Here is a 16,598-nt window from a genome sequence, read left to right on the forward strand (position 1 = left end):
CCTTCTGGAGCATGTTCAACAGCCATGAGAACTGCCCCGCCCCATTCGCCGCCCATCGCCATACCCTGAATAAATCTTAAAATAATCAGACAAACCGTAGCCCAGTAACCAATCGACTCAAATGTAGGTAACAGTCCGATTATGACTGTCGGGATACCCATTAACATTAAAGTCACTAATAACATGGATTTTCGGCCAACCTTGTCACCAAAATGGCCAAATACAATACCGCCTAATGGTCGACCAATAAATCCGACAGCGTAGGTTGCAAAAGCTGCGAGTACACCGGTGAGCGGATCAAGGTTTGGAAAAAATAGTTTATTAAAAATGAGTGCAGCAGCAGCACCATAAATAAAAAAGTCATACCATTCAATAGTCGTCCCTACCATACTTGAAATGCCTGCCAGGCGGTGAGAAGACTTTTTAGAATGCGAACCGTTTCCATGTATTGTTTGCATTGTCATATTCCTTTTTAGATTTTCTTGTTTTGAGTTTTTATACGTATAATCAGCCCTGACCATAAGTATTTTCAGTTTCTCTCTAGTCTCCTTGAATGTATTAACTTATGTATGAATGACTCAGCCGAGTCGCTCTAGAATTTGTTCAAGTTCTGGATTCTCCTTTTTCCATTGCGGCTGTTTGTCTTTATCAACAATAAGTGCACGGACACCTTCAATAAAATCACCATGTTCAAACCAGATATCTTGTAAATCACGCTCAATCTGCATGCATTGTTGTAATGACAAACTTCGTCCTAAGTGCTGTAGTTTCAGGCTGGTCTGTTTCGCAATCAGGGAACGCTGCTGCAAGGTAATCAGTATTTTATTTGTCCATGCCTTGTACTGCTCGTCTTGTTCATTTTCCAGACTCTGTTCGATATCCTGCAAATTTTTAAAACCAAAATGTTTTCGAATATTTTCAGACCGTGAACTTAGATCACTCTCAGCAGGACGGGTAATATACTTTCTAACCATCTGTTGTATTTTTTCTTTATTTAAACTGGATGAATGAGCCAGCTCATTCTGTAAAGCCTGAAGTTTTTCTCCAGGCACATGGTAGTCAATCAGATCAAGATAAAGTGCATCACTACTGCTGATTTGCTCGCCGGTAATCGCCATATAGACGCCGATATCATCAAGACGAGATAGAAAGTGTGTTGCTGCAACATCAGGGAAAAAGCCGATTGCTGTTTCCGGCATGGCAAAACGGGACTTTTCACTACTCACAATAATATGACAGGCCTGTGCCAGACCGAAACCTCCACCCAGCACATAGCCATCCAGTATGACTATAACCGGTTTCTGATAATCACGAATCCTGTTAAGCATGTCGTATTCAGCACTAAAATATGCTTTATGCGCTTCAGTTTGGTTTTTATAATTATCATATAGATAACGAATATCGCCACCTGCGCAAAAAGCTTTTTGACTGTTTGATTTAATCAATATAGCCTGAATAGAATGATCCTGTTGCCATGTCTCAAATTGCATATGAATCTGATGAATCATCTCAATTGAAAGTGCATTAAGATTTGCGACACGGTTTAGACTGATTATTCCCAGAACGCCCTGCTGTTCAATGATTAAATGCTTTTCCATATCCATCTCATAATTCTCCTATTGATTTTTAAAGTGAGCTTGGCGCTTTTCAATAAATGCCTGCATACCCTCTTTCTGATCTAGCGTTGCAAATACAGAATGAAAAGCACGGCGTTCAAAGCGTAAACCTTCAGCTAGATTTACTTCAAAGGCACGATTAATCGACTCTTTAATCATCATGCTTGCAGTTAAAGATTTGGATGCAATTTTTTCAGCTGCCTGCATGGTCTGTTCTAGCAGTTGCTCTTTACTGAAAATGCGGGCAACCAGACCGCACTGCTCTGCTTCAACAGCCTCCATCTGGCGTGCGGTCAGGCACATTTCCATTGCTTTGGCTTTACCTACTGCAAGTGTCAGGCGTTGTGTGCCCCCTATACCCGGTATCACACCTAAAGTTAATTCTGGCAAGCCAAACTTGGCATTATCTGCACAGTAAATAAAATCGCACATTAATGCTAATTCACAGCCGCCCCCTAACGCATAACCGCTTACTGCTGCAATTAAAGGTTTACGGCGCTGTGCAATTCGGTCGGCAAGGTTGAAAAAATCATCAAGATAAATTCCGGGAAAGGTAAGCTCAGCCATTTCCTTGATATCTGCGCCCGCAGCAAAAGCTTTTTCTGAACCTGCCAAAACCATGCAGCCAATTTCCTGATCTTTTTCCAGATCATCAAGTGCCAGGTTTATTTCACTGATCAACTCGGAATTTAATGCATTCAAGGCCTTAGGCCGGTTCAAGGTAATGAGACCTACCCCGTTACGTTTTTCTAGTAAGATTGTTTCAAACTGCATACTTCATCCTTATATTTTTATAATCCTTCCAAACTGTTAGAACCTTATAGGCTACGCGCAATCACCAGACGCTGAATATCGCTTGTACCTTCATAGATCTGACAAATACGAGCATCACGATAAATCCGCTCAATAGGAAAGTCTTTTAAATAGCCATAGCCGCCAAAAATTTGTAAAGCTGACGAACATACCCGCTCTGCCATTTCCGAAGAAAATAATTTCGCCATAGACGCTTCATTCAGACAGGGTTTACCTGCTTCTTTAAGACGGGCTGCATGATGAACCAGTTGACGGGCTGCTTCAATTTCTGTCGCCATACTGGCTAAACGAAATGCAATAGCCTGATGTTCAAAAATAGGCTGGCCAAAGGTAATGCGTTCTTTAGCATAACGGGTCGCTTCTTCAATTGCAGCACGTGCCAGTCCAACAGCTTGTGCGGCAATTCCAATACGGCCACCCTCCAGATTGGAAAGTGCAATTTTCAGCCCTTCGCCTTGTTGTCCCAACATTAAAGTATTAGGTACACGTACATCAGTTAAGGCAATCTGGCAGGTATCTGAAGCATGTAAGCCAAGCTTTTCCTCGGTACGAACGACTTCATAGCCTTGTGTTTCACGAGGCACAATAAATGCACTGATTCCTTTTTTACCTGCTTCCGGATCAGTTATGGCAAACACAATAATAACTCCTGCATTATTTCCAGAAGTAATGAACTGCTTGGCACCATTAATAATCCAGTCATCTCCATTTTTTACCGCACGGGTTCTGATAGCAGCTGCATCTGAACCGGTATGAGGTTCAGTCAGTGCAAATGCGCCAATCATCTCACCTTGAGCCAATGGCATCAGATATTTCTGTTTTTGCTCGGCTGTGCCAAATTTAGCTATAGGTACACAACCAACAGAATTATGGACACTCATAATGGTCGAGGTCGCACCATCTGCAGCCGCAATTTCTTCAAGGGCCAACACATAGGCCAGATTCCCGGTGTCTGAACCACCCCACTGCTCTGGAATAAGCATACCCATAAGACCCAGCTTGCCCATTTGCGATAAGACTTCTTTAGGAAAAGTACTATGTTTATCCCACTCGGCTGCTTTGGGCTTGATTTGTTCCTGCGCAAAACTTCTTGCCATATCCTGAATTAATAACTGTTCTTCCGTAAATTGCATCTCATGATCCTTGAGTAAGTTATCCTCTTTATGAATGAGGTATTGCCTCATCAGACAGCCTTGCTGTTTGCCTGCTGTTTTGCGATTTCCTGATTACGTAGTAAAAAGCGCTGTATCTTTCCGCTTGGCGTTTTAGGGAGTTCGGTCACGAATTCAACCTGTCTTGGGTAAGCATGGGCGGATAGACGTTTTTTTACAAATTGTCCAAGCTGCTCTGACAGCTCATCTGAGGGAGCTCTGCCTTCTGCCAGAACGACAAAAGCTTTTACAATTTCAGTGCGCTCCGGGTCAGGTACTCCAACCACAGCTGCTTCAATTACGGCATCATGCTCGAGAAGTGCACTTTCTACATCGAAAGGTCCAATACGGTAACCCGAAGTTGTAATGACATCATCACTTCTGCCTACAAAACTCATACTGCCATTTTCATGGAGTTCGGCAGTGTCACCTGTAAGGTAATAATGCTTTACGAAAGGAGTTTTACGGCTCTCTTTATAACCACCAAACCACATCATGGGAGACTGGTTAATGTCTACTGCCAAAATACCTGGAGTACCTGCAGGAAGTTCATTTCCCTGCTCATCTACGACAGCAATACGGTAACCCGGGCTTGCGAAGCCGGCTGCACCTGCACGGATCTCATGATTTAGTCCATGGTGGTTACATACCACCATACCTACCTCGGTCTGGCCATAATGGTCAAAAATTGGTGCATCCAGAACCTGTCTGAACCAGCGAAATACTTCTGGATTTAAGGGTTCACCTGCACTGCTAACCACACGAAACTTTCCTTTAAGCTGGCCCATCTGTGCAGGGTCAGCAGCCATCATCATACGGTAAGCGGTAGGTGCGCCTGCCAAATTGGTAATTTGATAATCATTTACAATCTGGCATAAACTTTCGATACTGAAGCCCCCTTCATAAAACAAGGTGGCATGACCTAAAAGTAATGGTCCGGTTATTCCATAGTACAAACCATACGCCCAGCCCGGATCGGCAATATTCCAGAAGGCATCTTCAGTTTTCAGTCCAATAGCATCCTTCATATAGTTGCCAAAAGCGATTAAGGCTTTCAATGGTACTTCCAGTGGTTTTGCAGGACCAGTTGTGCCGGAAGTAAACATGAGCAAGAACGGGTCCTGAACGGTTTGCATAACCATTTCACATTGGTCAGATTGCGCATTAACCATATTCCAGAAGTTTAGATCACCCTGTGGTACATTGCCCTCCCGGTCTGCCACGGTCACAATTTTCGGACACTGTTCGACTTCTTCGAGCTTACTGCGGTTGCCAATATCGGTAATGACCAGTTTGCTTTTTGCCAGCTGTAAGCGATGTTCTATAGCTTTAGGTCCAAAAGCCGTAAACAGGGGCTGATATACTGCGCCAATACGCCAAGCGCCTAAAATGGTTGCCAGTAATTCAGGCGTTCGGGGTAATAAACCGGATACCCGGTCACCGGGCTTTACCCCTTGAGATTTTAAAAAATTAGCAAACTGACTTGACCATTGCTTTAACTGGCCAAACGTATACTGTTCCTTTCCCCCATCCTTGCCCTGCCAGTACAACGCAATCTGGTCGCTATCTACATCAGCATGGCGATCACAACATTCATGGCATGCATTAAGTTGTTCTGGTGACCCTGCTAACAGATTTCTTACCACCGTATTTAAATCAAATTCTTTTACTGCATCGTGATAATCCAACATGATTGTTACCTCAGTCTGGTTTTATTGTTATTCATGACACGGGTGTTTTGATTTTATGCCATCCACTGGCTAAATGATTATGCTTGTTTTGGAAGATACTGCTGAATAATACTTGAAAAATCGAGGTTGGCATTACCCTGCATGCATAGCTGTTGATAAAGCTGCTGTACCAGTCCACCCAATACTACGGGCTGTTTGACCTGCCCCGCTGCTTCAACCGCCAGACCAAGATCTTTCAGCATTAATTGTGTGGCAAAACCATCCTTATAGCCTTTGGAAGCTGGCGCATTTTCACAGATATCTGGCCAAGGGTTGCAGACCTCAGAGCTCCAGCAGCGGCCACTTGAGCTGTTAATAACACCAGCAAGTGCCTGTGGATCAATCCCTAGCTTGACTCCAAGTGCCATACCTTCAGCGACGGCGGCCATAGATATGCCTAAAATCAGGTTATTACAGATTTTAGCAATTTGTCCTGCACCTACATCACCACAGTGCACCATGTTTTTGCCCATCGGAGTTAACACCGTTTTAACCCGTATAAAAGTAGCCTCATCTGTGCCGACCATAAAGGTCAATGTTCCTGCCTGTGCACCTATGGTTCCACCAGAAACTGGTGCATCACAGATAGTAATCTCTCTTTCTGCTGCACTTGCTGCAATATCTTTAATTGTTTGTGGGTCAATAGTGCTACTGTCGATACATAAACTACCCGCCTTAAGTACTGCCAAAACGCCATTTTCCCCCAGATATACATCCTTTACATGCTTTGCCGCAGGTAACATGGTAATAACGACATCTGCCGTTCGCGCCGCGGCCTGAGGGCTGTCACAAGCAATCCCTCCAGCCTCTGTAAAGTAGGTAACTGCAGTTTCACTTAAATCAAAACCGTAGACATTTAAACCTGCTTTGAGGAGATTCTGGGCCATTTTCCCGCCCATATTTCCCAGACCAATAAAAGCAATATTCATCCTTGAACTCCTGAATTAGCGTAAGCTGATGGTTGTGTTTACTTCGCCTGCTTCCTGCGTATCTTCAAACCAGCGGCTGGTAATGGTCTTCGTCTGTGTATAGAACTGGACAGCCTGTTTCCCATAAGGCCCGAGATCTCCAAGTTTTGAGCCACGTGAGCCTGTAAAACTGAAGAACGGTACTGGTACTGGAATCGGAATATTGATACCAACCTGGCCAATATCAATCATGTTCTGGAAAGTACGTGCTGTTGCACCACTTTGGGTAAACAAACCAACGCCATTACCAAATGGATTGGCATTGATCAGTTCGATTGCTTCTTCAAGAGAATCCACACAGATAATCGAAAGCACAGGCCCAAAGATTTCTTCTTTATAAATACGCATGTCTGTGCTGACATGGTTGAAAATCGTAGCGCCAACAAAGTTGCCATTTTCGTAGCCTTTAACCTCAACATCACGGCCATCTAGTAAAAGTTCGGCGCCCTCTTCTACACCGCTATTAATGAGCTCTACCACTCGGGCTTTTGCACGTTTTGAAATCACGGGTCCAATATCTGTATTTGGCTCATGACCGGCATTTACACTCAGCATTTTGGCTTTTTCTACCAGATCATGAATCCAGTTCTTACTTTCACCTACCATAACAGCTACAGACAGTGCCATACAACGTTGCCCGGCAGCTCCAAATGCGGCGCCTACTAAAGCATTAAGAGTTTGCTCTTTATTGGCATCGGGCATGACAGCCACATGATTTTTCGCACCCATCATCGACTGAACACGCTTGCCATGCTGACCTGCAAGGTTATAGACATGAGTTCCAACAGCGGTTGACCCTACGAAAGAAACTGCCTTGATATATTGATGTGTACACAAACGGTCGACTACGTCTTTGCCACCATGCACAACATTTAATACGCCTGCCGGAATACCGGCCTGAACTGCAAGTTCAACCAGCATCATGGTAGATAACGGGTCCTGCTCAGATGGCTTGAGAACAAATGTATTACCACATACAATCGCCATCGGGAACATCCAGAGGGGAATCATGGCTGGAAAGTTAAAAGGTGTAATACCGGCACAGACTCCTAACGGTTGTTGTAAGGTATAAGTATCTACCCCGCGTGCTACCCCTTCGGCATATTCCCCCATTTGTAATGTGCCAATTGAACAGGCATGTTCGACTACTTCCAGACCACGCTGAATATCGCCCTCAGCATCTGCCAGGGTTTTACCCTGCTCAGTAGTCAGCACATGGGCAATCTCTTTCATGTTGTCACGGATTAAATCTTGCAGCTTGAGCATAATACGCATACGTGCCTGGATCGGGGTTAAACGCCAGCTTTTAAAAGCGTCTTGTGCAGCATTAATTGCAGCTTCTACTTCATCTGGCGTCGCCATCGGCACACGACCCACAACTTCTTGTGTGGCCGGATTAATAATATCCTGCCATTCTGAAGTAGTAGATTCTACAAACTGCCCATTAATTAATAATTTGGCTGTTGTGGTCTGAATATTTGTCATTGTGTTCATAGCCTCTCCATGGGCGATATTCTTGTTGTGCTGTAATCAGAAAATATCCTAAAGCCGTATTTTCATCTTTTCGGTTTCACTTGAGACTAACAAAGAAGGTTTTGACTACCAATACAAATTCGCGCACGATTACTGTGCAAATATGCACAAGGGATAAAATAAAAATGAAAGTGGATTGGGATCATCTACAGTTTTTTCTGGTATTGGCACGAGCCAAAACCCTCACCAATACAGCACGTATTATTGGAGTAGAACATAGTACGGTATCTAGACGGATTCAGGCACTGGAGCTGGCATTAGGGACGCCGTTATTTAAACGGGAAGCCACGGGTTATGAATTGACGCTTGAAGGGCTGGCTCTGGTTCCGCGAGTGGAACAGATGGAACAGGCATTTTTACAGATAGAAAAGCCTCATCAGCCTTTACAAGGTCGTGTGCGAATTGGCACACCAGAAGGCTTTGGTACTGCATTTTTAGCAAAATTACTGGCAGAATTATCCAAACAGTATCCTCTGCTTACCATTGATTTAATCCCTGTACCTAAAATGATCAAGCTTTCTCACCGTGAAGCCGATATTGTCATTTCGATTGACCGTCCAAAATCCGGGCCTTATATCATTACCCGTCTTAGTGATTACTGTTTAAAAATATATGGCAGCAAAGATTATCTGGCGGCCAGTTCACCTATCCATCAGCTTGAAGATTTAAAACAGCATCGTTTTGTGAACTATATCGATGACCTGATATATAGTCCTGAACTGTACTGTCTGGAACGTTTGCCCCTACAACTGAGTGCCAGCTTCAGGAGTAGCAGTATTTTAGCTCAGCAAATCGCTGTTAGTGCCGGAGCAGGTCTGGCAATTTTGCCCAAATTCTTGGCAGATGAACAACCAGAACTTGAACAGGTACTGCACAAAGAAGTCCGTTTTATTCATACTTTCTGGATGCTGACACTGGTAGATTTACAGCATGAGCCACGCATCAAGCTGGTATGGGATTTTTTAAGAACACAGGCTGACAAATACCAGCATCTACTTATGGATTAAACTTTTTAACTAAAATATTGACTAAATCTGAGCTTTATCCAGTGCGGCTTTAATGACATGCTCTGACTCAAAGTCATGATAGGTCTTGCGTTCAGAATATTCATGAGCCAGAGGTTGTACTTCTTTTAAAGTAAGCCGGCTACGCTCAGCCAAACGTATATACTCTTCAGTTCCTTTTCGCTTCCATTCAATTTCTTGGGCTTCTAATACTCTAATAACCTTAGCCGGGCTACCCAAAGCCAGCACATTTTCAGGAATGACTGCTTTTGCCTTGACCGTGCTATTGGCACCAATAATAGTATTTTCACCAATTTCTGCGTCATCCAGTATGACGCTATTCATACCTACCAGAACATTTTTACGAATTTTACAGCCATGTAAAATGGCGCCATGACCGATATGTCCATACTCTTCAATTAAAGTGATACTGGCCGGGAAGCCATGCACAGTACATGAGTCCTGAATATTCGCATTTTTCCGAACATGTATACGGCCAAAATCTGCCCGCAGACTGGCAAATGGACCAATATATACTCCCTCTTCAATGATAACATCACCAATCAATACGGCTGTTGGGTGAATATAGGCTCCGGGGCTTACTACCGGAATAACTCCATCAATCTCATAACATGGCATTTTTACTTCCTTTTAATTTATTCTATTTACCTAAAGCTATATGGTAACTTCCTGTTTTAAACCGCCAAAACGTTTGTAAAACTGTGGATGTGCTGGTGGCATAGAGCCTTCTGCAGTTCTGGCCAGCTCCAGAAAAAAATCTTCTGCCGGATGAAAAACCATTTGATATACATTACTGCTAAGATTGCGGGCAGTTAGTGAAAGCCAGTTAGAAGGCAGTAATTCAAAAGGCAGATTTGGATCTTTAAGTAAAATACGGCGGTACTGATGAATCAGTAAAATACGGATCTGGAAGGCTTGTATTGGGTCCAGGTCATCTATACTTTCAATCAGATTCAGGACTTCTCTAAAATCACCAATAAACTTTTCATAACGCTGATGTAATTCCTGCACCGGCCAGTTAGTCTCGACCATACGTTTTACAGTTGGATAAGACTCTTGCCAGAGTTCCAGAGCCTCCGCCTTGAAAAGAACCACCTGATCACTCATTTTTAGGTTAAGTAGCAGACTTTGCAGTTTAAGATGATCACAACCCGGATATGCCATAACATTGGTAGCAATATTGGCGAAACCGAGCCATTCCAGTTCTTTTTTTAAAATAATCTTGTTTTCAAGCTCAACTGAACTGAGTAGCACCAGGTCCCATTTCTGGTCCCATTCTTTATGGCTCAGATTATAAATTTTCTGGTCAGCATTCACAAAGCGCTGGCGACTGCTTTCTGTAACGCGATAATAACTGGTTCTGCCTATTTTTTCAGAAATCAGCCAGCCGTTTTGTGCCAGCCGGAAAACGGCTGTACGTACCGAACGTTCATTGAATCCGAATACATCCATCAGCTGAATCAGGCTGGCGAGACTGATGATTCCACCACGATGGAAAATACAGTCACCAAATACAGTCATAATGAGCGAAGTGCCGCTCAAAGGCTCATTACTGATAAAATCATCGATGACTTGTTTGAGTTTTGGGTTCATCACGTTTAAATTCACCTTTGAAACGAAGTGATTTATCACAGGATAAACCACCTAGACCAATTTATGCCGATTGCCGTATGTCAAACACCCGTTGAGCCTTACCTTCTGAACGCGGGAGGGTGCCTTCAGTCACTATCTCTACACTCACCGTAATACCCACCATTATTTTAATCTGACTGATAAGCTGCTGGGATAGTTGATGTGCCATCATATCATTAATTTCTTTACGCATTTCTGCACGTATGTGCAGGCTATCTAAATGTCCATGTTTACAGATATGAATCTGGTAATTGGGAATGAGCTGCGGGATATGCAGAATCTGCTCTTCAATCTGTGATGGAAAAACATTGACTCCTCGGATAATCATCATATCATCGCTACGACCGACGATTTTGTCCATACGGCGCATTGGTCGTACAGTTCCGGGTAATAGACGCGTCAAATCCCGGGTACGGTAACGGATAACCGGCATACCTTCTTTGGTAATTGTGGTAAATACCAGTTCTCCCAGCTCACCATCTGGCAATACTTCACCAGTTTCAGGGTCAATAATTTCCGGATAAAAATGGTCTTCCCAAATGGTGGGGCCATCTTTACTTTCTAGACATTCCATTGCTACGCCGGGACCCATAACTTCAGAAAGTCCATAGATATCTAGAGCATCAATATTCAGACGTTCTTCAATTTCACGGCGCATCTCATTAGTCCATGGCTCTGCACCAAAAATTCCAGTTTTAATTGAGGTATTTTTTGCAGTATTAAATTTCTTTTCCAGACATTCGATAATATTGAGGCAGTAAGACGGCGTAACCATTAATGCAGTTGGTTTAAAGTCATGAATCAGTTGTGCCTGACGCTCTGTCTGTCCGCCCGACATGGGAATAACGGTTGCTCCCAGACGTTCCACTCCATAGTGTGCACCCAGACCTCCTGTAAATAGCCCATAACCATACGAGACCTGAATAATATCCTGATTACTTAAGCCAGCAGCTCTTAGCGAGCGGGCAACCAGATCAGCCCAGGTATGAATATCATTTTGCGTATAACCTACTACCGTTGGCTGTCCGGTTGTACCTGAGGATGCATGTACCCTTACAATTTTTTCCTGAGGCACGGCAAACATGCCGAACGGATAATGATCACGCAGATCCTGTTTAGTGGTAAAAGGAAATTTTGCCAGATCTTCCAGATGCTGAAAGTCCTCGGGATGCACGCCTGCATCATCAAATTTTTTCCGGTAAACCGGACTATTCTGATAGGCATGCACCAAAGTTTTCTTTATGCGTTCCAGTTGTACCTTGCGCAGCTCATCGGTTGAAACCGTTTCAATATATTCCATCGTATTGTTATTCATATTCTATACTCCATGTACAGTCATCCTGCCTGTATGATTCTGAAAAGACGATGCTCTTTTCATCCATATTCTTTAAGAATTGTGTAGCCCTGCCTGTTCTAGCAGCCTTTGTATTCAGGTGTACGTTTTTGCATAAAGGCCTGTACACCTTCACGGTAATCCTCTGAACGGCCTGCCAGACGCTGTAAGTCACGTTCAAGAAGTAACTGCTCATCCAGAGTATTATGCGCAGCAGCATGGATTGCTTTTTTAATTAATGCCAATCCATAAGTTGGTTGCTTGGCCAGATGTTCAGCCATTTTCTCAGCTTCAACCTGTAACTGCTCATCTTCAACTACCCGCCAGATCATACCGAGCTGTAATGCCTGCTCAGCCAGGATCTTATCTCCCAGTAATGCCAGTCCCATGGCTTGTGCCCGACCAACCAGCCGCGGCAAGAACCAGGTGCCTCCAGAGTCTGGAACCAGCCCCAAACGGCAGAAAACCTGGATAAATGAGGCTGACTTCGCTGCCAGAACCAGATCACAAGCCAATGCAATATTGGCCCCTGCTCCAGCCGCAACACCATTAACCGCACAAATAACCGGTTTTGGCATCTCGGTAATCAGTTTAATGAGCGGGTTATAGTATTTTTCAATTGAAAGGCCCAGGTCTGGTACTGCTGAATCAGGATCGACTACCCGGTCATTCAGGTCCTGCCCGGCACAAAAACCTCGACCTTGTGCTGAAATAACTACAGCACGAATATCGGGCTGCACAGCCCATTTGTTGAGGACCTGAGCAACTTCCTTATGCATAACTTCATTAAAACTGTTGAGCTGCTCTGGACGATTAAACTTTAAATAGCCCACAGTATTTTTTTCTTCAACAAGAATTGTCTGGTAGTCCATTCAGTATTTCCCTTTGAACCTGATTTTTATTTTAAAATAGATTAATTATTCATCGAAACTTAAGCGTACATTGGCTGTTACCGGTCGTGCCTGACAGCTCAGGACATAACCTTGAGCGATTTCATCCTCTTCCAGACTATAATTAACAGCCATATCAACCTTACCTGCTATTATCTTGCACTTACAGGTGGCACAGACTCCGCCCTTGCAAGCATAGGGTAAATCGGCTCCGGCGCGCAGTGCAGCATCCAGAATACTGTCATCCTGTCTGGAAACCTCTACCACCAGCTCACGTCCATCCAGAATAATCTGAACTTTTTCTTCATTACGGCCTTCAATTTCTCTCGTTGTTACTTTTGTGGTGCCGGTATTAAAACGCTCGGTATGAATTTTACTGTGCTCAATACCGAACTGCGGTAATGTCTGCTCGACGGCATCCATCATGGCCTGCGGTCCACAGGCAAAACAGTGGTCAATGTCCTGATTAATCAAACCGGCACTATAAAGCTGTTGCAGTTTTTCAGTATCGATATGACCATTAAGCAGCTGGCTGTCGTTCATTTCCCGTGAAAAGATATTGATAAGCTGAAAACGTTCTTTAAAGCGATCTTTTAAGTCCATAATCTGTTCTGAAAACATGGTTTGTTTCCATGAACGGTTACCATAAATTAAAGTAAGATTTGCATTTTCCTGCTGGTACAAGACTGATTTAACAATAGAAAGAATAGGTGTAATACCGCTACCTGCTGCGAATGCCAGATAATTTTTTCCGCCAGTTTTTGCAGCCTTCTGAAAAAAAACACCTTGGGGTGGCATGACCTCCAGCACATCACCGGCTTTTAAGCGGTTATTGGCCCAGTTTGAAAATTGCCCCTGTTCAATCTTTTTGATTGCGATACTCATGTCTTCCTGAGTATCGCTACAGATTGAATAGCAGCGACGGATTTCACCGGTTTCACTCATATGCCGGATAGTCAGATGCTGACCTGGCTGATATTGAAATTGCTGTTGCTGTTCAGGTGCAATTTCAAAAGCAATACAGATCGCCTGTTCAGTTTGTGGGCTGACTGATTTAATTTTTAGCGGAATAAATTGGTTCATATAAAAATCCTTCTTTATTTTGACCATTCGGTTATTTAAATACATTTAAAATAGTCAAAAGGTTCCAGGCATTGCTGGCATCGGTACAGTGCTTTACAGGCAGTAGAACTGAATTCACTTAACAGTTTAGTATGCTGGCTATGACAGCGTGGGCACTTAATTCCATCAGACAGCGCAACATGGGTACCACAGCTATGTGCTTCACCCTGTGGCGGAGCAATACCATATTGCTGTAATTTCTGTTTACCGCTTTCACTCATCCAGTCAGTAGTCCAGACTTCGGACAGATCCACTACTACCTGTACCGGAACCAAACCCTGAACAGTAAATGCCTGGGTAATTTCTGCCTTAAGCAGATCTGTAGCCGGACAGCCGCTATAGGTTGGAGTTAAACGAACGATAATTTGATCTTCTTCATTTAGTTCCACTCCACGGATCATACCTAGGTCAACGACTGAAAGAACCGGAATTTCAGGATCAGCCACCTGTTGCAGAGTTTCCCAGCATTCATCCAGACAGTGTTTAATTAGCTCCATACCCGTTACTCCTGTGTTCCCTGCTTACCAGTTCATATTTGGATATGAACGCTGCAAATACTGCATTTCAGCCAGTACATAACCCAGATGTTCAGTATGTAGACCCTGTCTGCCACCACTACGGTAAGCACCGGTTTCCGGAAGAGTCAGCTTAAAACGTTCAATTTCAGCAGTCGTCTGTTCAAGCCATTCAGCTTTTAATGGTTCAAGGTCCATGAGAACCTGTTGTTCAACCAGTATCTGTTCATCAGCATTTAAAACAAATAGTTCATCGCTAAAGCGCCATAGCTGATTTAATCCTGTCTGGGTTTTTTCATGTGCCTCATCTGTTCCCAGACTCAAGCGTTCCATCCAGGCAGTAGAAAACCGCAGGTGATACTTCACTTCTTTTAATGATTTTGCTGCGAAAGCTGCCAGCTCGGCTTGAGAGCTTTTCGCTAGAGCCGTAAAAAGGAGTACATGATAATGATCCATCAGCCATTGGCGGACAATTGTCTGGGCAAAATCACCATTTGGCTGTTCACACAGCAGCAGGTTACGGTATTCACGCTCAGTACGAAAATAAGCCAGTTTGTCTTCATCACGGCCTAACCCTTCCAGTTCACCAGCCAGACTTAAGGCAGTCCGTGCCTGACCCAACAGGTCCAGGCCAATATTGGCTAGGGCAATATCAATTTCCAGGTCAGGTGCATGACCACACCATTCAGAGAGCCGGTGCGATAAAATCAGCTGGCTATCGCCAATATGTAAAAGAAACTGTGCTAAAAGTGGATGATTCATACAATACCTTCCTTACATATGCTCAATGCCATCTGGTATATGGTAAAAAGTTGGATGGCGGTACACCTTGTCCAGAGAGGGATCGAAAAATTCTGGTTTCTCATCTGGCTGCGAAGAAGTAATCAGTTCTGACTTCACCACCCAAATGCTGATGCCTTCATTACGGCGGGGATAAACATCACGGGCATTTTGCAAGGCAATTTCAGCATCAGGGGCACGCAGGCTACCTACATGACGGTGGCTTAAACCCTGCTTGCTTCGTATGAAGACTTCATATAATGACCAGTTATTTTTATGTTCCATGTCGTTTTGTTCCTGTTTTTATTGAATAGCTAAAACCAGATTTCAAGCAACCTTTTTAGATTGTTGCTGTGCCTGCTGTTTTTGGGCATATACAGCAGCAGATTCACGGACCCATTTTCCGCCTTCCCATGCTTTACGGCGGGCATCAATGCGTTCCTGGTTACATGGGCCTTTCCCGGCAATCACAGCAAAAAATTCCTCCCAGTTAATCTCGCCAAATTCGTAGTGGCCAGTTTCTTCATTAAAATGCAGTTTCTCATCAGGTACAGTCAGGCCAAGTTGTAGTACTTGCGGTACAGTGTTATCGACAAATTTCTGGCGCAGCTCGTCATTACTGAAACGTTTAATTTTCCAGGCCATACTCTGTGCACTGTTAGGGGAATTATCATCATTTGGGCCAAACATCATCAGTGCTGGCCACCAGTAACGGTTGACCGCATCCTGTGCCATCTGTTTCTGTTCAGGTGTACCATTTGCAAGCTGCATCATGGCTTCAAATCCCTGCCGCTGATGGAAACTTTCTTCCTTGCAAATTCGTACCATTGCCCGCGCATATGGCCCGTAAGATGTACGGCACAAGGCTACCTGATTAACGATCGCGGCGCCGTCGACCAGCCAGCCAATTGCGGCGACATCTGCCCAGCTTAAAGTTGGATAGTTAAAAATAGATGAATACTTCATGCGTCCCGCAATAAGCTTGTCCATCATATCGTCCCGGTCAGCACCGAGTGTTTCGGCTGCGCTATATAAATACAATCCATGACCTGCTTCATCCTGAACTTTTGCCAGCAGTACTGCTTTACGTTTCAGGGTGGGTGCTCGGGTAATCCAGTTCCCTTCCGGCAGCATACCTATAATTTCCGAATGGCCATGCTGTCCAATCTGGCGAATGAGCGTTTTTCGGTACGCTTCTGGCATCCAGTTCTTTGGCTCAATGGTAATATCTTGTTGTATGGCTTGTTCAAAATCTTCAGCATGATTTTTCATTATTTCCTCACTTGTCCCAAGTGGCTATAATTTAAAATTAAAGCGATACTAAATTTAAATCAATATAAATTTTTAGGTATCATTTAAAATAATTTATTTATAGCTTTTAATAAATTGATTTTTATATAATTTTTAATCTAACTGGTTTTTTTACTTCTCTTTTGACTCAATTTTAATTGACAATTTCATTTTTAGAAATCAAATTATATAACAGGATA

Annotated in this window: 17 protein-coding genes; 1 reads left to right on the plus strand and 16 read right to left on the minus strand. The window is 43.6% G+C overall.

What is annotated here, in order from left to right:
- From J502_RS10655 to J502_RS10685, 7 genes are all read right to left on the minus strand, one after another.
- The coding region (locus tag J502_RS10655; RefSeq protein WP_034684086.1) for an MFS transporter at positions 1-458 on the minus strand (458 nt) is incomplete at its 3' end.
- A gap of 120 nt (positions 459-578) precedes the next feature.
- Positions 579-1,604, minus strand: a complete 1,026-nt coding sequence (locus J502_RS10660) for an enoyl-CoA hydratase/isomerase family protein (RefSeq protein WP_034684088.1) — start codon at positions 1,602-1,604, stop codon at positions 579-581.
- Between the two features lie 12 nt (positions 1,605-1,616).
- Positions 1,617-2,390, minus strand: coding sequence for an enoyl-CoA hydratase (locus J502_RS10665; protein ID WP_034684089.1), 774 nt, complete (start codon positions 2,388-2,390; stop codon positions 1,617-1,619).
- A 44-nt stretch (positions 2,391-2,434) separates the two neighbouring features.
- Entirely contained in the window at positions 2,435-3,562 is a 1,128-nt protein-coding gene (locus tag J502_RS10670) for an acyl-CoA dehydrogenase family protein (protein WP_005025909.1), read from the minus strand.
- Positions 3,563-3,612: 50 nt separating this feature from the next.
- Positions 3,613-5,271 carry an AMP-binding protein gene (locus J502_RS10675; RefSeq protein WP_034684090.1) on the minus strand — a complete coding sequence of 553 codons (1,659 nt, stop codon included), beginning with the start codon at positions 5,269-5,271 and terminating at the stop codon, positions 3,613-3,615.
- A 77-nt stretch (positions 5,272-5,348) separates the two neighbouring features.
- Positions 5,349-6,239, minus strand: coding sequence for a 3-hydroxyisobutyrate dehydrogenase (mmsB, locus tag J502_RS10680; RefSeq protein WP_005025914.1), 891 nt, complete (start codon positions 6,237-6,239; stop codon positions 5,349-5,351).
- A 15-nt stretch (positions 6,240-6,254) separates the two neighbouring features.
- Complete coding sequence (locus J502_RS10685; protein WP_005025916.1) at positions 6,255-7,772, minus strand: CoA-acylating methylmalonate-semialdehyde dehydrogenase; 1,518 nt, start codon at positions 7,770-7,772, stop codon at positions 6,255-6,257.
- Between the two features lie 164 nt (positions 7,773-7,936).
- On the opposite strand from J502_RS10685, the gene J502_RS10690 reads away from it, so the two are divergent.
- Complete coding sequence (locus J502_RS10690; RefSeq protein ID WP_005014261.1) at positions 7,937-8,818, plus strand: LysR family transcriptional regulator; 882 nt, start codon at positions 7,937-7,939, stop codon at positions 8,816-8,818.
- Positions 8,819-8,839: 21 nt separating this feature from the next.
- Here J502_RS10690 and J502_RS10695 read toward each other — a convergent pair whose 3' ends face one another.
- The 9 genes from J502_RS10695 to paaA all read right to left on the minus strand — a co-directional run bounded on the left by J502_RS10695 (position 8,840) and on the right by paaA (position 16,380).
- Entirely contained in the window at positions 8,840-9,454 is a 615-nt protein-coding gene (locus tag J502_RS10695; protein ID WP_005025919.1) for a carbonic anhydrase, read from the minus strand.
- A gap of 36 nt (positions 9,455-9,490) precedes the next feature.
- Complete coding sequence (paaX, locus tag J502_RS10700; protein ID WP_005014257.1) at positions 9,491-10,429, minus strand: phenylacetic acid degradation operon negative regulatory protein PaaX; 939 nt, start codon at positions 10,427-10,429, stop codon at positions 9,491-9,493.
- Positions 10,430-10,490: 61 nt separating this feature from the next.
- A complete protein-coding gene (gene paaK / locus J502_RS10705; protein ID WP_005014254.1) occupies positions 10,491-11,783 on the minus strand; it encodes a phenylacetate--CoA ligase PaaK in 1,293 nt (430 codons plus the stop codon).
- A gap of 98 nt (positions 11,784-11,881) precedes the next feature.
- Positions 11,882-12,673, minus strand: a complete 792-nt coding sequence (gene paaG / locus J502_RS10710; protein ID WP_005025922.1) for a 2-(1,2-epoxy-1,2-dihydrophenyl)acetyl-CoA isomerase PaaG — start codon at positions 12,671-12,673, stop codon at positions 11,882-11,884.
- 45 nt (positions 12,674-12,718) lie between these two features.
- Entirely contained in the window at positions 12,719-13,774 is a 1,056-nt protein-coding gene (gene paaE / locus J502_RS10715; protein ID WP_005014249.1) for a 1,2-phenylacetyl-CoA epoxidase subunit PaaE, read from the minus strand.
- Between the two features lie 35 nt (positions 13,775-13,809).
- Positions 13,810-14,310, minus strand: coding sequence for a 1,2-phenylacetyl-CoA epoxidase subunit PaaD (gene paaD, locus J502_RS10720; RefSeq protein WP_034684092.1), 501 nt, complete (start codon positions 14,308-14,310; stop codon positions 13,810-13,812).
- Positions 14,311-14,334: 24 nt separating this feature from the next.
- Positions 14,335-15,090 (minus strand): 1,2-phenylacetyl-CoA epoxidase subunit PaaC, encoded by a 756-nt coding sequence (gene paaC / locus J502_RS10725; RefSeq protein ID WP_005014245.1) that lies wholly within the window; start codon positions 15,088-15,090, stop codon positions 14,335-14,337.
- 12 nt (positions 15,091-15,102) lie between these two features.
- The gene (paaB, locus tag J502_RS10730) at positions 15,103-15,393 is read right to left on the minus strand and encodes a 1,2-phenylacetyl-CoA epoxidase subunit PaaB (protein ID WP_034671044.1); all 291 of its coding nucleotides are present in this window, start codon (positions 15,391-15,393) and stop codon (positions 15,103-15,105) included.
- A 42-nt stretch (positions 15,394-15,435) separates the two neighbouring features.
- Positions 15,436-16,380: a 1,2-phenylacetyl-CoA epoxidase subunit PaaA gene (gene paaA / locus J502_RS10735; protein ID WP_005014240.1), complete on the minus strand. Its 945-nt coding sequence runs from the start codon at positions 16,378-16,380 to the stop codon at positions 15,436-15,438.
- Between the last annotated feature and the right edge of the window lie 218 nt (positions 16,381-16,598).

This window comes from Acinetobacter sp. 1294596, assembly GCF_000582925.1.
GTDB lineage: Bacteria > Pseudomonadota > Gammaproteobacteria > Pseudomonadales > Moraxellaceae > Acinetobacter > Acinetobacter radioresistens.